The 19,770-nt window shown below is 74.4% G+C and carries 16 protein-coding genes; 8 read left to right on the top strand and 8 right to left on the bottom strand.

Translation table 11 applies throughout. The features are described 5' to 3' along the window. Positions 1 to 572 precede the first annotated feature (572 nt). On the bottom strand, positions 573 to 2,690 hold the full coding sequence (locus tag V6U89_RS21595; RefSeq protein WP_334573165.1) for an MMPL family transporter: 2,118 nt from the start codon (positions 2,688 to 2,690) through the stop codon (positions 573 to 575). A 142-nt stretch (positions 2,691 to 2,832) separates the two neighbouring features. On the opposite strand from V6U89_RS21595, the gene V6U89_RS21590 reads away from it, so the two are divergent. Both V6U89_RS21590 and V6U89_RS21585 read left to right on the top strand, forming a co-directional pair. Further along, the gene (locus V6U89_RS21590; RefSeq protein ID WP_334573164.1) at positions 2,833 to 4,137 is read left to right on the top strand and encodes a sensor histidine kinase; all 1,305 of its coding nucleotides are present in this window, start codon (positions 2,833 to 2,835) and stop codon (positions 4,135 to 4,137) included. Beyond that, on the top strand, positions 4,089 to 4,802 hold the full coding sequence (locus V6U89_RS21585; RefSeq protein WP_334573163.1) for a response regulator transcription factor: 714 nt from the start codon (positions 4,089 to 4,091) through the stop codon (positions 4,800 to 4,802). Before V6U89_RS21590 ends, V6U89_RS21585 begins: the two co-directional genes overlap by 49 nt. Here the strand turns inward: V6U89_RS21585 and V6U89_RS21580 are convergent. The 5 genes from V6U89_RS21580 to V6U89_RS21560 all read right to left on the bottom strand — a co-directional run bounded on the left by V6U89_RS21580 (position 4,791) and on the right by V6U89_RS21560 (position 11,795). Further along, entirely contained in the window at positions 4,791 to 6,494 is a 1,704-nt protein-coding gene (locus V6U89_RS21580; protein WP_334573227.1) for a putative bifunctional diguanylate cyclase/phosphodiesterase, read from the bottom strand. The genes V6U89_RS21585 and V6U89_RS21580 overlap by 12 nt on opposite strands. A gap of 88 nt (positions 6,495 to 6,582) precedes the next feature. Then, the gene (locus tag V6U89_RS21575) at positions 6,583 to 7,395 is read right to left on the bottom strand and encodes an SAM-dependent methyltransferase (RefSeq protein ID WP_179801083.1); all 813 of its coding nucleotides are present in this window, start codon (positions 7,393 to 7,395) and stop codon (positions 6,583 to 6,585) included. Positions 7,396 to 7,607: 212 nt separating this feature from the next. Further along, positions 7,608 to 8,276 carry a response regulator transcription factor gene (locus V6U89_RS21570; protein ID WP_007072219.1) on the bottom strand — a complete coding sequence of 223 codons (669 nt, stop codon included), beginning with the start codon at positions 8,274 to 8,276 and terminating at the stop codon, positions 7,608 to 7,610. Positions 8,277 to 8,283: 7 nt separating this feature from the next. Further along, positions 8,284 to 9,975: a sensor histidine kinase gene (locus tag V6U89_RS21565; protein ID WP_334573162.1), complete on the bottom strand. Its 1,692-nt coding sequence runs from the start codon at positions 9,973 to 9,975 to the stop codon at positions 8,284 to 8,286. A gap of 14 nt (positions 9,976 to 9,989) precedes the next feature. Continuing rightward, entirely contained in the window at positions 9,990 to 11,795 is a 1,806-nt protein-coding gene (locus V6U89_RS21560) for an AMP-dependent synthetase/ligase (RefSeq protein WP_334573161.1), read from the bottom strand. Positions 11,796 to 12,003: 208 nt separating this feature from the next. On the opposite strand from V6U89_RS21560, the gene V6U89_RS21555 reads away from it, so the two are divergent. The 6 genes from V6U89_RS21555 to V6U89_RS21530 all read left to right on the top strand — a co-directional run bounded on the left by V6U89_RS21555 (position 12,004) and on the right by V6U89_RS21530 (position 17,278). Then, positions 12,004 to 12,459 (top strand): SRPBCC family protein, encoded by a 456-nt coding sequence (locus tag V6U89_RS21555; RefSeq protein ID WP_334573160.1) that lies wholly within the window; start codon positions 12,004 to 12,006, stop codon positions 12,457 to 12,459. A gap of 31 nt (positions 12,460 to 12,490) precedes the next feature. Continuing rightward, positions 12,491 to 13,159: a hypothetical protein gene (locus V6U89_RS21550; protein WP_334573159.1), complete on the top strand. Its 669-nt coding sequence runs from the start codon at positions 12,491 to 12,493 to the stop codon at positions 13,157 to 13,159. Between the two features lie 73 nt (positions 13,160 to 13,232). Beyond that, positions 13,233 to 14,180, top strand: coding sequence for an ROK family glucokinase (locus V6U89_RS21545; RefSeq protein ID WP_334573158.1), 948 nt, complete (start codon positions 13,233 to 13,235; stop codon positions 14,178 to 14,180). Then, positions 14,177 to 14,893, top strand: coding sequence for an endonuclease/exonuclease/phosphatase family protein (locus tag V6U89_RS21540; RefSeq protein ID WP_334573157.1), 717 nt, complete (start codon positions 14,177 to 14,179; stop codon positions 14,891 to 14,893). Before V6U89_RS21545 ends, V6U89_RS21540 begins: the two co-directional genes overlap by 4 nt. A 107-nt stretch (positions 14,894 to 15,000) precedes the next feature. Further along, the gene (locus V6U89_RS21535; protein ID WP_334573156.1) at positions 15,001 to 16,407 is read left to right on the top strand and encodes a flavin-containing monooxygenase; all 1,407 of its coding nucleotides are present in this window, start codon (positions 15,001 to 15,003) and stop codon (positions 16,405 to 16,407) included. A gap of 76 nt (positions 16,408 to 16,483) precedes the next feature. Beyond that, complete coding sequence (locus tag V6U89_RS21530) at positions 16,484 to 17,278, top strand: alpha/beta hydrolase (protein WP_442933969.1); 795 nt, start codon at positions 16,484 to 16,486, stop codon at positions 17,276 to 17,278. Between the two features lie 6 nt (positions 17,279 to 17,284). On the opposite strand, the gene V6U89_RS21525 is transcribed toward V6U89_RS21530, so the two are convergent. Together V6U89_RS21525 and V6U89_RS21520 are read right to left on the bottom strand one after the other, a co-directional pair. After that, on the bottom strand, positions 17,285 to 18,718 hold the full coding sequence (locus V6U89_RS21525) for an alpha,alpha-trehalose-phosphate synthase (UDP-forming) (protein ID WP_334573154.1): 1,434 nt from the start codon (positions 18,716 to 18,718) through the stop codon (positions 17,285 to 17,287). 178 nt (positions 18,719 to 18,896) lie between these two features. Beyond that, entirely contained in the window at positions 18,897 to 19,736 is an 840-nt protein-coding gene (locus V6U89_RS21520; RefSeq protein ID WP_334573153.1) for a DUF308 domain-containing protein, read from the bottom strand. Positions 19,737 to 19,770: the final 34 nt, after the last annotated feature.

The raw sequence follows: 19,770 nt of genomic DNA, 5'->3' as shown, positions 1-19,770 counted from the left end.
TGCGGGGCGCCCGCTCGGGTCATGCCCGATAAGTCGTGCGGCTTTGGTCGTGCGGCTTTGGTCGTGTCGCTCCGGTTGTGCCGGCTGTGGTTGCGCGGCTTCGGGTGTGCGGCTCCGGTCGCGTCGGTTCCGGTTGTGCCCGCTCCCGTCGTGCCCGATCGGGTCGCGCGGGATTGCGGTCGCGCCGTTCCGGGGCATGACACCACTGCGAGCGCGATACCGCAGAGGTATCAATATGACTCTGAGGTATCACGCTCTTTCAGTGACGGCCGGGCCGGCACGACACGCCCGTGGCGGCTCGGGAGCGGTGCGGCGTCCGCATATCAAACGGCAGCGGCCGGGGTCGCGGTGCCGGGTCGTGGCCTGCTTGCCTGTCCGGCCGTGAACGTGAGCCTCGTTGAGACTCCGCGCCTCGATCTCCGCCAAGCATGCGGGGCGGCCGGGTGTCGCGGTGTTGGGCTCCCGGCAGACGGGGCGGCCGGGCTTCGTGGTGCCGGAGTCGGCACGCGGGGACCGGGCGGACCGGGCGGCGAAGCCCGGCCCGCCCGGTCCGGCGGAGGGTGCGGTGTGGGTCAGGCTCCGGCGGGGATCCGCTCGGCCGGTGCGGCCGGGGGCGTCGCGGCGGTCCGCCGGGACAGCTTCCCCGGCCACCAGGTGCGGGCGCCCAGGTCGAGCGCCAGCGCCGGGATGAGCAGGCTGCGGACCAGCAGCGTGTCGAGCAGGATGCCGACGGCCACGATCACCCCGGTCTGCATCGACGGCACCAGCGGCAGCACGCCCAGCGCGCCGAACGTGGCCGCGAGCACCACCCCCGCGCTGGTGATGACGCCGCCGGTGACGGTCAGCGCCCGCAGGACGCCCGGCCGGTGGCCCAGCTGCGCCGCCTCCTCCCGGGCCCGCGTCATCAGGAAGATCGTGTAGTCGACGCCGAGGGCGACGAGGAACAGGAACGCCTGCAGCGGGATGCCCACGAAGAGCTTGGTGTAGCCCAGGGCGTCCAGGACGAAGCCGGCGGCCCCCATCGCGGCGGCGTACGACAGCACCACGCTCACCATCAGCAGCAGCGGCGCGACCAGCGCCCGCAGCAGGAGCACCAGGATGACGAGGACGACGGCGAGGATCAGCGGGATGACCACCCGGTTGTCGCGGCCGACGATGCGCTCCTCGTCCACCAGCACGGCGGTCCTTCCGCCGACCAGCGCCTGGGCGCCGGGCACCTCGTGCACCGCCGTGCGGAGCCGCTGCACGGTCGCCATGGCGGCGTCGCTGTCCGGCGTGTCGGCCAGCACCGCGGGGACCCGTACCCAGGCGCCGTCCGGCGAGCGCTCCGGCTCGTCGACCCGGGCGACGCCGGGCACCGCCCGGGCGGCGGCGATCACCTGGTCGGCCGCACCGGCGGCGGCCAGGATCTCCGCCGGCGACGCGGAACCGCTCGGGTAGTGCGCGGCGATCAGCCGCTGGCCGGTCACCGAGCCGACCTCGGAGGTGAAGGACTCCTCGTTGGGCAGGCCGATGCTGAGGTTGCCGATGCCGAAGGTCAGCGCGACGAGCGCCGCCGCGGTGCCGATCCAGACCGCGCGGGGACGGCCCCCGACCAGCCCCGCGATCCGGCGCCAGAGCCCGTGGTCGGCGGTGACGTCGGCGCTGACGGCGGTCGGCGTGTAGCGCGGCACGAACGGCCAGAAGAGCCACCGGCCGCACAGGACGAGCACCGCCGGCAGCAGGGTGGTCATCGCGAGCAGGGCGGCGCCGATGCCGACCGCGCCGACCGGACCGAGGCCACGGGTGGACGGCAGGTCGGCGGCGAGCAGGCAGAGCAGTCCGATCGCGACGGTCGCGGCCGAGGCGCAGATCGCGCCGAACGACCGGCGCAGTGCCACCCGCATCGCCTCGTGCCGGTCGGCGTGCCGGCGCAGCTCCTCGCGGTACCGGGCGATCAGCAGCAGGGCGTAGTCCACGCCGACGCCGAAGACCAGCACCGTCAGGATGGTCTGGCTCTGGAAGTCGACGGTCACCCCGCCGTACTTCGCCATCAGGTACACGATGCCGCCGGCGAACTGGTTGGCGATGCCGACGGTGACCAGCGGGATCAGCCAGAGCACCGGGCTGCGGTAGGTGACCAGCAGCAGCACCGCGACGGTGGCCGCGGTCGCCAGCAGCAGCGTGGTGTCCATCCCGCCGAAGGCGTCGAGGACGTCGCTCTCCGCCGCCGCGTCGCCGGTCAGCGCGGTACGCAGGCCGGCGGGCTGGTCGAGGGCGAGGCGCTCCTTGACGTCGGTCACCGCCTCCGGGCGCTGGGTGTCGTCACCGGCGACCGGGAAGGACACCAGCAGCGCCTTCCCGTCTTCGCTGGGCACCAGGGGCGACACCGCGCCGCCGTCGGCGTACCGGACGAAGACGGCACGGTCGGCCTCGGCCTTGGCGCGGTCGGCGTCGGTGAGGCCGCTGTCGCGGACGTAGACGGCGATCGCCACGGGCTTCTTCGAGTCCGGGAAGGCCGCCTCGGCCCGCTCCACGGCCCGGCTGCTCTCCACGCTGGCGGGCAGCAGGCCGAGCGTGTCGTTGTTCTGCACCTCGCTCAGCTTGATGGAGAGCGGGCCGGCCACCGCGACGAGGACCAGCCAGAAGACGATCAGGGCGTACTTGCTGCGTCGGCCGGACGGCAGACCGGCCAGTCTTTGCCGGGACATGTCGGGTTCCTCCGAGGATCGGGTTCGCTTCCTGCCTCAGATCCTTCTGGCCGGCGGGCGTGCGGACAGGAGTGCCACGTCCCCGACGCCGGTGGTCCTAGCACCACCGAGCCCGGGGCGGTCGTGCCCGAGAATGGAACCCGTGGACAGCCCCGTACGAGAGTTCGCCCGCCAGACGGTCCGGCCCGGCGCGACCGCCGCCCTGCAGGGCCTGGCCGTCGCCGTGCTCTCCCTGACCACCAACGTCGCGCTGTTCGTGCTGTCGCTGGTGTCGCTGCTGCTCATCCCCGCCTTCGGCATCGGCTTCGCGCTGTTCCCGATGGCGACGGCGTTGGTGCGGCTGTCGATCGGGTTGCAGCGCCGGCTGGCCCGGTGGGGCGGCGTACCCATCGCGACGCCGTACCGGCCGCTGCCCGAGGGGGCGCAGTTCGGCACCTGGCGGCGTTTCCGGTGGGTGGTGGGCGACCCGGCCACCTGGCGGGACTTCGCCTGGCTGGTCCCCGGCGCGGTCACCGGCGGGGCGTGCCTGCTCGGGTTCGCCCTGCCGCTGTACGGGCTGGAGGGCTCGCTCGGGGTGCCGCTGCTGCTCTACCTCCTCGCCGACTCCTACGGATACGGCCTGTTCTGGCCGATGACCAACCTGGCCGAGGCGCTGGCCGCGCTGCCGCAGGGCTGGCTGCTGCTGCTCGGCGGCCTGGCCGTCGCCCCCTGGCTGGTCTGGCTGCACCTGCGCTTCGCCCGGCTCTTCCTGGCCCCCACCCGGGCGGCGGAGCTGGCGCTGCGGGTCCGCCAGCTCACCGTCACCCGGGCCGACACCGTCGACGCTCAGGCGGCCGAGCTGCGCCGCATCGAGCGGGACCTGCACGACGGGGCGCAGGCCCGGCTGGTCGCGTTGAGCATGAGCATCGGCCTGGCCGAGCAACTGCTGGAGCAGGACCCGACGGCCGCCGGGAAGCTGTTGGCCGAGGCGCGGGAGACCAGCGGTCAGGCCCTGGTCGAGCTGCGCGGCCTGGTGCGCGGCATCCACCCGCCGGTGCTCGCCGAGCGCGGCCTGGACGGCGCGGTCCGGGCGCTCGCGCTCGCCGTGCCGCTGCCGGTGGCGGTCGAGGTGGACCTGCCGGGCCGCCCGGTGGCGCCGGTGGAGTCCGCGGCGTACTTCGCGGTGGCCGAGGGGCTGGCGAACGTCACCAAGCACAGCGGCGCCACGCACGCCTGGATCCAGCTGAGCTACGGCGACGGTCGACTGACCATGGTGGTGGGTGACGACGGCCGGGGCGGCGCCGATCCGGCGGCGGGCAGCGGCCTGGCCGGGATCGGACGACGGCTCGCGGCCTTTGATGGAACGATGGTGGTGACCAGTCCGCCCGGCGGGCCCACAGTCGTGACCATGGAGCTGCCTTGCGAGTTGTCATCGCCGAAGACCTCGCCCTCCTCCGGGACGGGCTGACCCGCATCCTCGAGGCGTTCGACTTCGAGGTGGTCGCGGCCGTCGACAACGGACCGTCGGTGCTGTCGGCCCTGGTCACCCACCGCCCGGACGTGGCGGTGCTCGACGTGCGGCTGCCGCCGACCTTCACCGACGAGGGGTTGCAGGCCGCCATCGGAGCCCGCGCCGAGATCCCCGGCCTGCCGATCCTGGTGCTCTCCCAGCACGTCGAGCAGCTCTACGCCCGGGAGTTGCTCTCCGACCGCGCCGGTGGCGTCGGCTACCTGCTCAAGGACCGGGTCTCCAACGTGGCCCAGTTCGTCGACGCGGTACGCCGGGTGGCCGGCGGCGGCACGGTGATGGACCCGGAGGTGGTCTCCCAGCTGCTGGCCAGCCGGTCCGGGGCCGAGCCGTTGCAGGAGCTGACCGCCCGCGAGCGCGAGGTGCTGGGCCTGATGGCCGAGGGACGGTCCAACGCGGCGATCGCCGCGCGGCTCTTCGTCACCGAGAAGGCGGTCAGCAAGCACATCAACAACATCTTCAGCAAGCTGCGGATGCCGCCGTCGGACGACGACAACCGGCGGGTGCTGGCGGTGCTGACGTACCTCAACGGGGACGACAGCCAGCTGCCGGTGCCGGGCCGGGCGCCGCGGCGTACCGCCGCCGGGCCGTCGCTACCCGGCTGAGGCCAGCGGCTCGGCACCGGCCACGGTGGACAGCGCGGGGGAGCGGCCGAGGCAGCCCTCGGCCGGCCCCGGCCGCCCGAAGTACCAGCCCTGGCCGGCGTCGCAGCCGATCGCCCGCAGCCGTTCGGCCTGCCCGGCCGTCTCCACCCCCTCGGCGGTGACGGTCAGGTCGAGCGCGTGGGCCAGCGACACCAGCGAGGCGAGGATCCGCTCGTCGGTGCGGCTGGCCGGGTCGACCGCCGGCGCGCGCAGCCCGGTGACGAACTCCCCGGCCACCTTCAGCTCGGTCACCGGCAGGTCCCGCAGGTACGCCAGGTTGCAGTAGCCGGTGCCGAAGTCGTCGATGGCGATCCGTACGCCGAGGTCGGCCAGGACCCGCAGGGCCCGGACGGGCTCCTCCGCGGTGCTCATCATGGTGCTCTCGGTGATCTCCAGCTGGAGCCGTTCCGGCGGCAGGCCGGTGGCCGCCAGCAGGCCGCGCACCTCCTGCACCAGGCCGGGCCGGTGCACCTGGCGGACCGCCAGGTTGACGCTGACGAAGGGTGCCGGCGTGCCCCAGCTCTCCGCCTCGCGGCAGGCCTCCGCGAGCACCCAGCCGCCGAGCCGGACGATCAGGCCGGTCTCCTCGGCCAGCCCGATGAAGCTGTCCGGCCGCAGCACCCCCAGCTCCGGGTGGCGCCAGCGGACCAGCGCCTCCACGCCCAGCATGGTGCCGTCGCGCAGCGAGGTCAGCGGCTGGTAGTCGAGGAAGAACTCGCCCCGGTCGATCGCGGCGGGCATCGCCGCGGCGAGGGCGTACCGGGCCAGGTCGGCGCGGTGCCGGTCCGGGTCGAACACCGACCAGCGGGCGCCCCCGGCCGCCTTGGCCCAGTGCAGGGTGCTGTCGGCCGCCCGCATCAGCTCGCCGGGGGTGGTGCCGGCCACCGGGCGCTCCACGATGCCGATGCTGGCGGTGACGGTCAGCTCGTGCCCGTCGACCAGGGCCGGCTCGGCGAGCACGGCCAGCGCCGCCTCGGCGACCGCGACCGCGTCGTCGACCCGGGCGGTGCGCTCGACCAGGATGACGAACTCGTCGCCGCCGAGACGGGCCAGCAGGTGCTCGCCGAGCGCCGCGCGCAGCCGCCGCGCCACCGACATCAGCAGGGCGTCGCCGACCTGGTGCCCGAGCGAGTCGTTGACCACCTTGAACCGGTCGAGGTCGAGGAAGCAGACGCCCACCCGGTCGGCGCACCGGCTCGGCGCGCCGATCGCCGCGGTGAGCCGCTCGGTGAACAGGACCCGGTTGGGCAGGCCGGTCAGCGGGTCGTGGGTGGCCTGGTGGCGGAAGCGGGACTCGCTGTCGCGCAGCGCCCGCTCGGCCTGGGCCCGGGCCACCATCGCGGCCCGACGGATCGACTCCTGCTCGTCGAGTGTCCGGTCGCGCAGCGCCCGGGCGTAGCCGGTGGCGACGGTGGCCAGCAGCCGGGCCATCCGGTCCTCGACGTCGTCGGCGACCAGCCCCAGGTCGCGGATCAGGCGGAGCTGGATGACCTCCATGGTGCGGCCGAGACCCTCGGCCGAGGCGATGTGGGCGGCGACCAGCTCCGCGCCCACCTGGTGCCCGACGCGCGGGTCGAACGGCTCGGCCCGCAGCGCACCGGCCAACCGCTCGGTGAGCCGTTGCAGCAGCAGCTCCAGCTGCGCCTGGGTCATCGGCAGGTAGCTGGTGCCCGAGACCGCCTTGGCCCAGGCGCGAGCGAACACGCCGGGGCGCGACGGGTGCCCCGGCAGGTCCGGCGTCTCACCCACCGAGGCGTCCGACGCCACCCATGAAGACCGCCTGCGCGGCGTCCTCGGCGCTCTCCGGCGACTCCGGCCGCCACTGCGGCACCCACACCACGCCCGGTTCGAGCAGCGTGAAGCCGTCGAAGAGCGCGGTCAGTTCGGCCCGACTGCGGATCGAGAGCGGGCTGTCGGTGCGGCGGTAGACCCGCTCGGCCTCGGCCCGTTCGCCGGTGTGGCCCCGGTCCTCGTCGGTGGCCTGCGACAGCACCAGGTAGCTGCCCGGGGCCAGCGTCTCGCGCAGCGTCCGCAGGATCTCCTCCGGCCGGTCGGCGTCCGGGACGAAGTGCAGCACCGCCACGATCAGCACGGCCACCGGCTGGGAGAGGTCGAGCAGCTTGGTCACCTCGGGATGGCTGAGGATCGCCGCCGGGCGGCGCAGGTCCTCCTGGACGACCGTGGCGCCGGGGTTGCCCTGCAGGATCTCTCGGCTGTGGGCCACCGCCACCGGGTCGACGTCGACGTAGACCACCCGGGAGTCGGGCGCGGCGCGCTGGGCGATCTCGTGCACGTTGCCGACGGTGGGGATGCCCGAGCCGATGTCGAGGAACTGGCGGACCCCGGAGTCGACCAGGTACTGCACCGCCCGCCGCATGAACGCCCGGTTCGCCTGGGCCATCAGTGGGGCCTCGGGGACCGCCTCCATCATCGCCCGGGCCGCCGCCCGGTCGGCCGCGAAGTTGTGCGAGCCGCCGAGGTAGTAGTCGTACATGCGGGCGACGCTGGGGCGCTCGATGTCGATGTCGTCGGGTGCCCAGTCCGGCCGCTGCATGCCCACCCCTTTAGTTGACAAACGCGAGGATGTCGCCCGCGCGGGCCACCCGGGTATTCTGCCCTCGCTTCGCCCCGGTGCAAAGACCACGGTCGTTGCGCGACGGTCTGCTCACTCAGGGCGCTGGCGGCGCTGCCGCGGCCGCGCCCCGGACAGGCGGGAGGTCCGCGACCGGCGGGCGGCGCGGACCTCTCGACGACGGGCCGGAGCCCTCAGAACTTCGGCGCGTCCGGGGCCTCGAGCAGGCCCAGCCGCAGCGCCGTCATCAGCGCCTGGGCGCGGTTGGCCGCACCCAGCTTCTCGTAGAGCTTCGAGATGTGGGTCTTGGCGGTGGACTCGCTGACGAAGAGCTGCTTGGCGATGCCGGCCACGCTCATGCCGTCGGCCAGCAGCCGCAGCACCTGCCCCTCGCGGGGGGAGAGCTGCGGACCGGACGGGGCCAGCCGGCGCTTCATCGCCTCGGCCAGGTCGGCCGCGGTGAAGGCGCTGGGAGAGGAGGCGGCGTGCCGGGCGGCGGCCACCACCTCGTCGGCCGGCGCGGTCTTCGGCACGAACGCGCTCGCCCCGGCCTCCAGCGCGCCGAAGAGCTGGTCGTCACCGGCGTACATGGTCAGCACGACGATCCCCATCGACGCGCTGGACTTGCGCAGGGCCCGGGTGGCCTCGAGGCCACTGCCGTCCGGAAGGCGCAGATCCATGATGACGACGTCCGGCTGCAGCGCGCCAGCCTGGCGTACGCCCTCCGCCGCCGTGGCGGCCTCGCCGACGACCTCGAACTGCCGGTCGCGCTCGAAGGCGTGCCGAAGCCCCTTGCGGATCAGGTCGTGATCGTCGACAAGGAGGACCTTGGTACGAGTGGCCGGTGTCGGGCTTGTGGTCATCCTCGGGTTACTCCCCTTCTGCTGCTGCGCTGCCACGCACGTTATCGCGCCGGGGCGAGGAACCGACCACCACCGCCACGGTCGTGCCGCTGGGCTGCCGCGGCCTGATCTCCAACCGGCCCCGGATACGTTCCGCTCTCTCGGCCATGATCGCAAGACCGTAGTGCCCGTCCGCGTGCTGGTCACCGATGCCGTGACCGTCATCCGACACTTCGATCTGCGCGTACGGGGGGTCCACCTCGCAGGTGACCCAGAGATTCGAGGCCCCGGCGTGCTTGCGCGCGTTGGTGACCGCCTCCTGCGCGATGCGCAGCAACTCGGCCTCGGTGGCGGCGGGCAGCCGGGCGGTGGACTCGTCCAGCGACAGGTGCACCCGCAGGCCGCCGGAGGCGCCGACGGTACGCGCGTACTCGGCGATCGCGGCGGCCAGGCCGCCGTGCCGGTCCACCTCGCTGCGCAGCTCGAACAGGCTCAGCCGCAGCTCGGTGATCACCCGGGTCACCTCGCCGCGCAGCGTACGCAGCCCCTCGGCGGTCTCGTCGGCGTCGTCGTGGACGGTGGCCAGGGCGTTGTCGATGCCGTAGCCGACCATCACCAGCTCCTGGGCGACCCCGTCGTGGATCTCCCGGGCCAGCCGCTGCCGCTCCTCGTTGGTGGCCAGCGAGCGCACCTCGTCGAAGAGCAGCGCCGCCTCCAGCCGCAGCGCGGCGGGGCCGGTCAGCGCGGTCACCCGGGACACCACCGGCGGCGGGTACGCATGCGCGGCGTCCGCCTCCAGGACCACCAGCCCGACCGTACGCACGCCGGCGACCAGCGGCACGATCAGCGCCGAGACGTCCCCGCCGCGGTGCGAGCGGGCCTGCGACCGGGCCGCGGTCTGCGGCTGCTGGCTGGCCCACGCGTCGGCGATGGCGGAGTCCGCGTCGAGCGTCGTCTCCCAGTCCACCCGGTCCACCCCGACCTGGGCGAGCACCACGAGCCGGCCGCCGCCGCTGGCCGAGAGCACCGCGGCCCGGTTGTTGGGCGCGACGCCGCGCAGCTCCTCCAGCAGGTGCTCGGAGATGCCGCCCGGGTCCAGGGTCGCGCCGGGCAGCTGCCGGGCGACCGTGCGCAGCTGGGTCAGCAGCCGGGTCGCCTCCGCGTACGGCTGTGGCTTGCCCTCGCCGCGGACCCGCATCACCTGGTGCAGCGTGCCGGCCGCGTAGAGCCCGAGCCCGGCCAGGATCAGCCACTGGGCGCAGACCGCCAGGTAGCCGGGCTGGCCGAGCTGCCGCCCGCCGTCCACCTCGGTGAACGCCCCGGCGATCAGCAGGGTCGCCGCGGCGACGCCGAGCAGCGCGGCTCCCTCGCGGAAGCGGCGGCGCAGCGCGGTCACCGTCACCGGCACCGCCAGGTAGGGCAGCACCGCCGAGGCGCCGAGCCCACCGACCGATCCGCCGAGGGTGGACTCGGCGGCGACCTGGCTGGCGGCCAGTCCCAGCACCACCGCCTCGGCGACCCGGCTGAGCGGGCCGAGCAGCCGGTGCCCGGGGGCGAGCACCGCCGGCAGGCCGGCGGCCGCCAGCAGGGCGATCCACCAGAGCTGGGCGGGGTCGCGGGTGGCGATCAGGGTCAGGGCGCCGACCAGGACGAGCATGATCCCGCGCGCCGCGGCGGCGAGGGGATACGGCTGGGGCCGGACGGGTGTGGAGGCGGGCACGTGACGGATGGTAGTCAGCTCCGGTAGATCTCGGCGATCTCGGACGCGTACGTCTTGTGCACGACCTGCCGCTTGACCTTGAGCGACGGGGTCAGTTCGCCGGTGGCCTCGGTGAAGTCCCGGGGCAGGATCCGGAAGACCTTGATCGCCTCGGCCTTGGAGACCGCCTGGTTGGCCACGTCGACCGCGCCCTGGATCTCGACCAGCAGCTCCTCGTGGTCGAGCAGCTCCTCGACCCGGGTGTCCTCCGGCAGGCCGTGCGAGGCCAGCCACTTCGGCAGGGCCTCCTCGTCGACGGTGACCAGCGCGGCGATGAACGGCTGCCGGTCGCCGACCACCAGGCACTGGCTGACCAGCGGGTGCGCCCGCACCTGGTCCTCCAGCACGGCCGGGGCGACGTTCTTGCCGCCGGCCGTCACGATGATCTCCTTCTTGCGGCCGGTGATGCTGACGAAGCCGTCGCTGTCGATGTGGCCCAGGTCGCCGGTGCGGAACCAGCCGTCGTCGGTGATCGCCTCGGCGGTCGCCGCCTCGTTGCGCCAGTAGCCCTGGAAGATCAGGTCGCCGGAGATCAGGATCTCGCCGTCGTCGTCGATCCGGATGGTGACGCCGGGCAGCGGCCGGCCGACCGTGCCGATCCGGGTGGCGGTGGGCAGGTTCGCGGCGGCGGCGGGGGAGGTCTCGGTCAGGCCGTAGCCCTCGCAGATGGTCACCCCGATGCCGCGGAAGAAGTGCCCGAGCCGGGCGCCGAGGGGGGCGCCACCGGAGATCGCGTCCCGGCAGCGGCCGCCGAGCGCGGCGCGCAGCTTGCGGTAGACCAGCTTGTCGAAGAGCGCGTGCTGGGCGCGCAGGGTCAGGCCGGGGCCGTCGGGGGTCTCCAGCGCCTCGCTGTAGGCGATGGCCACCCGCTCGGCCCGGTCGAAGATCTTGCCCTTGCCGTCCGCCTCGGCCTTCTGCCGGGCGCCGTTGTAGACCTTCTCGAAGACCCGGGGTACGGAGAGCACGAAGGTCGGCTTGAACGCCTGGAGCTCGGCGACCAGGTTCTTGGTGTCGGGGCAGTACGCCATGGTGGCCCGGGCCTGCACCACGCCGATCTGGATCAGCCGGGCGAAGGCGTGCGCCAGCGGGAGGAAGAGCAGGGTCGACGCGCCGGGCCGGAACAGGTTCGGCAGCACCGGCACGGCGTTGGCGATGTCGGCGTACATGTTGCGGTGGGTCAGCACGCAGCCCTTGGGCCGGCCGGTGGTGCCGCTGGTGTAGATGATCGTGGCGACGTCGGCGGAGCGGACCGCCGTGCGGCGCCGCTCGACCTCTTCCGGTTCGACCGACGCGCCGGCCGCGGCGATCTCGTCCACCCCGCCCAGCTCGATCTGCCAGACCTGGCGCAGCTCGGGCAACCGGTCGCGGACGCCGGCGACCAGGGTGGCGTGCGCGTTGGACTCCACCACGACGGCGACCGCGCCGGAGTCGGCGAGGATCCAGGCGGCCTGCTCGGCGCTGGAGGTCTCGTAGATGGGCACGGTGACCGCGCCGGCCGCCCAGATGGCGTAGTCGAGCAGGGTCCACTCGTAGCGGGTGCGGCTCATCAGCGCGACCCGGTCGCCCGGGTTGATGCCGGAGCCGACCAGGCCGCGGGCCACAGCGACGACCTCGTCGCGGAACTGCCGGCAGGTCACGTCCACCTGGGCGGCACCCTCGGCGCGGGCGGGCCGGACGAACTGGACCGCGTCCGGCGCGGCCTCGGCGTTGTCCCAGACCGGGTCGGTCAGGTTGGCCGCGTCGCCGATGGTGACGATCGGCGGGACGGAGAACTCGCGCACCTGCACTCCCTCGTGCTCGCACTGGCCGGGCCGGCCGCCGTGGCGGGTCGGCTTTGTCGAAACCTACCCGCACGCCCGGGTGGGTGAGGTAGGGAGGTTGCCCGCCCGCCTGGTGGGACGCCGCCGTCCCGGGGCCGGCGGCCCGGCGCGGCGCGCGTGGCCGGGGTCAAGCGCCGCGCGCCGGGGTCGCTCCGGGTAGCCTCCCCCCATGGCGGACTCCTCCACCCAGTCGATCATCATCGGCGCGTCACCGGACCGGGTGGCGGCGGTCATCTGCGACTTCGCGAGCTACCCCGAGTGGACCGAGGCGGTGCGCCGGGCCGAGGTGGTCGAGGAGTACGAGGACGGCTACGCCAGCCAGGTCCACTTCACCATCGACGCCGGCGTGATGGCCGACGAGTACGTGCTGGCGTACGAGTACGCCGAGGACCTGTCCCGGATCGAGTGGCACCTGGTGGCGCCGTCGAAGATGCAGAAGTCCCAGCGCGGGTCGTACGACATCGTCGGCAACCCGGACGGGACGTCGACGGTCACCTACACCCTCGAGGTCGAGCTGTCGGTCGGCATGCTCGGCATGTTTCGCCGCAAGGCCGAGAAAATGATCATGGATACGGCGTTGAAGCAGCTCAAGCGCCGGGTAGAAGCAGCCGGTGCGGCACAGTGACGCAGCCGGCGGCACGGTAGAGGAGCCGACGATGGCGGGTACGCAACCGGGCTCCGCCCGGGAGGAGGCCGAGCGGCTCGTCGCCACGCTGCTCGCCACGGCACGGCTGGCCAACGCCGGCTCCGGCGGCGGTCCGTGGGGTCCGCTCGGTGGGATCCTCAGCGGTGTCCTCGGTCACAGTGGCGGCGCGTCCGGCCCGGCCGGGGGCGCCGGCGGCACCGGGGGATTCGCCACCGGATCGCCGGAATGCTGCGTCTGTCCGGTCTGCCGCGGTATCGCGGCGCTCCGCGATCCGAGTCCGGAATTCGCCGAGCGGCTCGCCACCGGCGCGGGTGATCTGGCCGCCGGGATCGCCAGTCTGCTGCGCGCGTTCGCTCCCGCCGACAGCGGGGAAGCCACGGACAGGGCGGCCGGAGCGGCCGGCGCGCCCGGACCCGCCGCCGGGTCGGACGCCGACGCCGACCACGTGTGGCGCGAGGCGACCCGTACCGGGCATGATTCTCCGTCGGCGCCGGAGCGGGACGTCTGGTCCGCCGCCACGCGGGCGGAGGACGTGGTCGTGCCGGCCGCCGCCGCGCCCGTCGACGACGCCGGGCCGGTCGCACCGGCCCAGGTCCGGTCGACGGCCGACCGTCCGGTGGTGCCCGCCTCGCGAGCGCCGGCCGGCGCGGGCGGGGACGCACCAGGCGACGAGGCCTGAACACGGGACATCCGACATCGCAGCCGGCCGGTCCGGCCGATGTCGGGCAGCACAGCAGAGGGGAGTGGCAGCGGTGACGCTGACCATCGGAGTCGACGTCGGTGGCACGAAGGTGGCCGGCGGTGTCGTGGACGACACCGGCAAGGTTCTCGTGCAGGCCCGACGGGACACCCCCGCGGACGACGTCGGCAAGACCCGCGACGTCATCATCGAGCTGGTCACCGAACTGGCGATCGGGCACGATATCGACGCGGTCGGCATCGGCGCGGCCGGCTGGATCGACGCCTCCCGCTCCACCGTGCTGTTCGCCCCCAACCTGGCCTGGCGGGACGAACCGCTGCGCGAGTACGTCAGCACCGCCACCGGCCTGCCGGTGATCGTGGAGAACGACGGCAACGTGGCCGCCTGGGCCGAGTTCCGCTACGGCGCGGCCCGCGACGCCGACGACTCGATGGTCATGTTCACCATCGGCACCGGAGTCGGTGGCGGCATCGTGCTCGGCGGCGAGCTGCTGCGCGGCGCCAACGGCATCGCGGCCGAGCTGGGCCATATGCTGACCGTCCCGGACGGCCACCTGTGCGGCTGCGGCCGGCTCGGCTGCATCGAGCAGTACGCCAGCGGCAGCGCCCTGGTCCGCTTCGCCCGGGCCGGCGCCCGGCAGGAGCCGCAGCGCGCCACCGCCCTGCTGGAGCTGGCCGGCGGCGACGCCGAGGCGGTCACCGGCCGGATGGTCACCGCCGCCGCGAAGGCCGGCGACCCGGTCTCCGCCGAGGCGTTCGCCCAGGTCGGTCGCTGGCTCGGCACCAGCCTCGCCGACATGGCCCAGATCCTCGACCCGCAGGTGCTGGTGGTCGGCGGCGGCGTCGTCGAGGCCGGCGACCTGCTGCTCGGCCCGACCCGGCGCTCGTTCACCGACGCGCTGGCGCAGCGCAGCCGGCTCCCGGTGGCCGAGGTGCGCCCCGCCGAGCTGGGCAACACCGCCGGCGTCATCGGTGCCGCCGACCTCGCCCGCCGGCTGTGACCGTCGCGCCGGCCCCCGCCGGCGGCGTCCGGCTGCGGGTGGTGTCGTACAACATCCACAGCCAGCGTGACGACACGGCCGCGCTGGCGGCGGTGGTCCGCGAGGCGGCCCCCGACGTGGTGATCGTGCAGGAGGCACCCCGCCGGTTCCGCTGGCGGCAGCGCTGCGCCACCCTCGCCGAGTCCTTCGGCCTGGTGGTGGCCGCCGGTGGCCTGCCGTCGCTGGGCAACCTGCTGCTCACCAGCCTCCGGGTGCGGGTGCTGGCCACCCGCTGCCAGCGGTTCCCGCTCACCCCCGGGCGGCACCTGCGCGGCGCGGCGTACGCCGAGTGCGCGGTCGGCGGCGCGCGGTTCCTGCTGGCCGGCTCGCACCTGTCCACCGACCCGGCCGAGCGGCCCGGCCAGGCCGCGCTGCTCAAGCGCGAGCTGGCCGGCGCCGACCTGCCGGTGGTGCTGGGCGCGGACCTCAACGAGGGCCCGGACGGGGCGGCCTGGCGCACCGTCGGCACGGGACTGACCGACGCGGCGGTGGCCGCCGGCGCCGCCGACCGGCACACCTACTCCTGCGCCAACCCGCGCCGGCGCATCGACGCGCTCTTCGTCGATCCCCGGGCCACCGTGGTCGGCTACGACGTGGTCGACACCCCGCTCACCCGGCGGGCCAGTGACCACTTCCCGGTCCTGGTCGACCTGCTCCTGCCGGCCACCGCCTGAGCCCGGCGCCGGTGCGCGCCCGGAGTGCCGGGCTGGACAACCGGCTCCGGGTACGGGGAGGATGCCCGTCGAACCGGCGTTCGTGCCGCACATAAGGAGATTCCCCGGTGCCCCCCTCCACCGAGCACGGCCGGCCCGATCCGGAGACCACGCTCACCCCGAGCCGGGACGGCCGCCCGGTCTCCGACCGGGGCGACACGGTCTGCGTCATCGGCGCCGGCGCCAGCGGCCTGACCGCCGTGAAGAACCTGAAAGAGCACGGCTTCGGCGTCGACTGCTACGAGCGGGAGACCGGCGTCGGCGGCGCGTGGAACTGGCGGCACGACCGCAGCCCGGTGTACGCCAGCACCCACCTGATCTCCTCGCGGCCGTTCACCCAGTTCCCCGACTTCCCGATGCCGGACTCCTGGCCGGACTACCCGCACCACAGCCAGCTGCTGTCCTACTTCGAGCGCTACGCCGACCACTTCGACCTGCGCCAGCACATCTGGTTCGGCACCGAGGTCGTCCGGGTCGAGCCGGTCACCGGCGACCGCTGGGACGTCACCACCCGCAGCACCGGCGGGTACGGCCCGGAGCGCACCTCCCGCTACGCCGCGGTGGTGGTCGCCAACGGGCACAACTGGTCGCCGAAGCTGCCCCGCTACGAGGGGCTGGAGGAGTTCCGGGGCGAGGTCATGCACGCCTCGTCCTACAAGGACCCCGCGCAGCTGCGCGGCAAGCGGGTGCTGGTGGTCGGCGCGGGCAACACCGGCTGCGACATCGCGGTCGAGGCCGCCCAGCAGGCGTCCCACTGCTGGCACTCCACCCGCCGCGGCTACTGGTACGCCCCGAAGTACGTCCTCGGCCGCCCGGCCGACCAGGTCAACGACGCCCTGCTCGCGCTGCGCGTGCCGCTGCGGGTCCGGCAGTGGCTCTACCACTGGACGCTGCGGCTGACCGTCGGCGACCTGACCCGGTTCGGCCTGCCGAAGCCCGACCACCGGGTCTACGAGACCCACCCGATCGCCAACAGCCAGCTGGTCTACTACGTCGGCCACGGCGAGATCACCCCGGTGTCGGAGCTGGCCCGGTTCCACGCCGGCGGGGTCACCCTCACCGACGGGCGGGAGATCGACCCGGAACTGGTCGTCTTCGCCACCGGCTACCTGCCCCGCTTCGAGTTCCTCGACCCGAAGGTGCTCGGCGACGACGACGCCTCGGGTCGCCCCCGGCTCTGGCTCAACGCCCTCGTCCCGGGGTACCCGACGCTCGCGGTGGCCGGCCTGGTGCAGCCGGACTCCGGCATCTTCACCCTGTCGCACTGGCAGACCGTGCTCTTCGCCCGGTTGCTCCAGGCCCGGCTCGGCCGCCCGGAGCGGGCCGCCGCGTTCGCGTCCAAGGTGGCGGCCGGCGCCGGGGAGCGGTACTCCGGCAAGGTCAAGGACAGCAGCCGGCACTGGTTCGAGGTGGGCCACGCCGACTACCTGCGCGCCGTCCAGCGCGCCCTGCACGAGCTGGAGGGTGTCCGGTGAGCGCGAGGAACGCAGCGCAGCGGAGTCCCGCAGTCGCGAACGAAAGGCAGGCCCGGTGAGCGAGCGGCTGCGGATCATGCGGGGCCGGGAGTGGGCCCGTCCGGTCCGCCCGGCCCGGCGGGAGGTGCTGGGCGCGGTCCCGGAGCTGGAGGAGGGGCGGCCGCCGCTGCTCTTCGTCCCCGGCTTCGGGCACGGGGCCTGGGCGTTCGCCGAGCACTGGCTGGAGCACGCCGCGTCGCGCGGCTTCCCGGCGTACGCGCTGAGCCTGCGCGGGCACGGCGGCAGCGAGCCGGCGCCGGAGGCGACGCTGCGGGCGTACACCCATGACGTGGTCCAGGTGGCGGCGGGCCTGCCGCGCCAGGCGGTGCTGGTGGGGCACGGCGCCGGGGCGCTCGTGGTGACCCACGCGCTGGCGCGCTACCCGGCGCGGGCCGCGGTGCTGGCCGCGCCGGTGCTGGGCGGCTGGTCGACGGCCGGCGTGGCGCTGCGCCGCAACCCGGTCGGCACGCTGCCCGCGCTGTTCGGTGCCGGCCTGCGGCTGCACCGCCGGCAGCTGTTCAGCGGGGAGTTGCCCGAGGCCGACGCCCGCCGGCACGTCGCGCGGCTCGGCCGGGCCGGGCGGCGCGCGCAGTGGCAGCTGCTGGCCGGCCGGGAGGCCGAGCCGGCGGTCGGTCGCCCGCCGGTGCTGGTGCTGGGCAGCCCGGACGACCGGGTGGTGCCGCCGGCCGCGCTGACCCGGGCCGCCCGCCGGTACGGCTCGGCTCCGCTGCTCTTCCCGGGCATGGGGCACGACCTGATGCTCGACGCCCGGTGGCGGGAACCGATCGACGCGATCCTCGACTGGCTGGTCAAGGACCCGCAGCGGGGGTGACCGGGATCAGCCGGTGCTGCCCAGCCGGGTCACCAGCGAGCCGGTCTGGTCCAGGGCGCTGAGGTAGGAGCGGGCCCAGGCGCGGATGTCGTGGCGGTGCAGGTGCGCCCGCATCGCCCGCATCCGGTCGCCGACGTCGTCCGGGCCGGCCCGCAGCGCGGTGCGCAGCATCTGCTTCAGGCCCTCCAGGTCGTGCGGGTTGACCAGGTACGCCTGCTCCAGCTCGGCCGCCGCGCCGGCGAACTCGCTGAGCAGCAGCGCGCCGGTGTCGTCCACCCGGGCGGCGACGTACTCCTTGGCGACCAGGTTCATCCCGTCCCGCAGCGGGGTCACCGCCATCACGTCGGCGACCCGGTAGAGGGCGGCCAGTTCGGCGCGGTCGAAGGGCTGGGTGAGGTAGTGGATGGCCGGCTCGCCGACCCGGCCGAACTCGCCGTTGATCCGGCCGACCTCGCGCTCCACCCGGTCCCGCAGGATCTGGTACTGGCCGACCCGCTCCCGGCTGGGCACCGCCACCTGGACCAGCACCGTGTCCCGGACCTTGACGTCGCCGCTGGCCAGCAGCTCGCTGTAGGCCTTGAGCCGCTGCTCGATGCCCTTGGTGTAGTCCATCCGGTCGACGCTGAGGATCACCTGCTGCGGGTCGCCGAGGTCGTGGCGCAGCCGGCGGGCCCGGGCGGTCACGTCGGGACGGCCGGCGAGCGCGGCCATCTCGGCCGTGTCGATCGAGACCGGGTACGCCCCGACCCGCACCACCCGGTCGTCGACGCCGATCCGCCGGTCGGTGGCCGGCAGGCCGAGCACCTTCACCACCAGCTGGGCGAAGTTGTGCGCGGCCTGGGCCCGCTGGAAGCCGATCAGGTCGGCGCCGAGCATGCCGCGCAGCAGCTCGGCCCGCCGGGGCAGCTGCATGAACAGCTCCGGCGGTGGGAACGGCACGTGCAGGAAGAAGCCGATCCGCAGGTCCGGCCGGAGCGCCCGGAGCAGGGCGGGTACCAGTTGCAGGTGGTAGTCCTGCACCCAGACCAGACCGCCCGGCTCGGCCACCGCCGCGGCCGCCTCGGCGAACCGCTGGTTGACCCGCTGGTACGCCTCCCACCAGCGGCGGTGGTACACCGGCTGCTCGACGGCGTCGTGGTAGAGCGGCCAGAGGGTGGCGTTGGCGAAGCCCTCGTAGTGGTCGCGCAGGTCCTCGGCGGTGAGCGCGACGGAATGCATCCGGACGCCGTCGATGTCGGGCAGGCGGGGCGCGGGACCGGTGCCGCCGGCCCAGCCGACCCAGGTGGCCGGGGTGTGTCGCAGCAGCGGGTGCAGCGCGCTGACCAGCCCACCGGGGCTGCGGCGCCACTCGCAGGCGCCGTCGGGCGCCACGCTGTCGTCGATGGGGAGCCGATTGGCCACCACCACGAGGGAACTGGAAGTCGGTCGCATCTCGGGCATTCCGATCCGCAGTGGGCCGACCACCGCGAGGGAGGAACAACCGGGCAGCCGGCCGGAGGGGGAAGTGACGGACAGCGGTATTCCTACTGACCGTAAGTTACACCACTGTTACCTCGGCCGCGGGGGCCCTGACCGTCCCGGGATACGGGCGAAGCGTGCCGATCGGACGCCGGGAGCGTCAGACGACGGCGCCGTCGTCGGGATCCTCGTCGTCCTCGTCGCCGGGGCGCAGCCGCCAGATCAGCGTGACGAAGCCGGCGAGGATGCCGGTGAACCCGAGCAGGGTCACCACCGAGGCGTCCACCGGCAGCAGCGCCGGGTTGAGGAAGAGCACGAAGCCGAGCACGATCGCCAGCACGCCGACCACCGCGTACTTCGACACCCGGGGCAGCGGCGGGGGCGGGGGCGGGGTGTAGCCCTCGTCCGGATCGCCCGGCAGGTCGGCGCCGAAGGTGTCCAGACCGTCCAGCAGCGAGGGCTCCTCGGCCCGCGGCCGGCCCACCGAGACGCCGGAGATGTCCGCCGCGTACGGCAGCCGCCGCACGTCGGTGGCGGTCGGGCCGGTGGCCTCCTCGGTGCGGGTCGCCGGCGCGCCGGCCGGGCCGGTCGGGCCGGTCGGGTCGTCGTCGACGTCCTCGGCGGCGGGCCAGGGGTGGCTGCCGGCGGCCGGGGCGGTGTGGAACGCGGCGACGATCCGGTCCCACTCGGCGTCGACGTCCGGCTCGCCGCGCGGCGGCTCCGGGGTCGACTCGTCGGCGAGCTGGGTGAGGTAGTCCCGGGCGGTGGTCAGGTGCGAGCGGTCCACGTAGAGCCGGTCGACCGGGCGGGCCGGGACGGTGGTGGTGCGGGTGATCGGGTTGAGGTCGGCCGACGGCTGGAGGTAGGCCGCGATCCCGCCGGCGGCGAGCACGTCGAGCAGGTGCTCGCCGACGCGCGGATCGACGTCGCCCGCGACGGCGTACTCGCTCGCGTCGAGCCCGTTGTCCCGCCGCCCCCGGCGGGCCCCACCCGCTGACACCGGACATCCTCCTCGGCGCACCTCACGGTGCAGG

Source organism: Micromonospora sp. CPCC 206171, from assembly GCF_036906755.1.
GTDB lineage: Bacteria > Actinomycetota > Actinomycetes > Mycobacteriales > Micromonosporaceae > Micromonospora > Micromonospora purpureochromogenes.
This window is presented reverse-complemented; position numbering and strand designations above follow the sequence as displayed.

Bases quoted from the DNA above. Each gene is read 5' to 3' on its own strand.
- V6U89_RS21550 (WP_334573159.1), top strand. From the start codon at position 12,491: ATGGCGGGTACGCAACCGGGCTCCGCCCGGGAGGAGGCCGAGCGGCTC.
- V6U89_RS21525 (WP_334573154.1), bottom strand. From the start codon at position 18,718: ATGCCCGAGATGCGACCGACTTCCAGTTCCCTCGTGGTGGTGGCCAAT.
- V6U89_RS21530 (WP_442933969.1), top strand. From the start codon at position 16,484: ATGCGGGGCCGGGAGTGGGCCCGTCCGGTCCGCCCGGCCCGGCGGGAG.
- V6U89_RS21580 (WP_334573227.1), bottom strand. From the start codon at position 6,494: ATGACCCAGGCGCAGCTGGAGCTGCTGCTGCAACGGCTCACCGAGCGG.
- V6U89_RS21555 (WP_334573160.1), top strand. From the start codon at position 12,004: ATGGCGGACTCCTCCACCCAGTCGATCATCATCGGCGCGTCACCGGAC.
- V6U89_RS21570 (WP_007072219.1), bottom strand. From the start codon at position 8,276: ATGACCACAAGCCCGACACCGGCCACTCGTACCAAGGTCCTCCTTGTC.
- V6U89_RS21575 (WP_179801083.1), bottom strand. From the start codon at position 7,395: ATGCAGCGGCCGGACTGGGCACCCGACGACATCGACATCGAGCGCCCC.
- V6U89_RS21595 (WP_334573165.1), bottom strand. From the start codon at position 2,690: ATGTCCCGGCAAAGACTGGCCGGTCTGCCGTCCGGCCGACGCAGCAAG.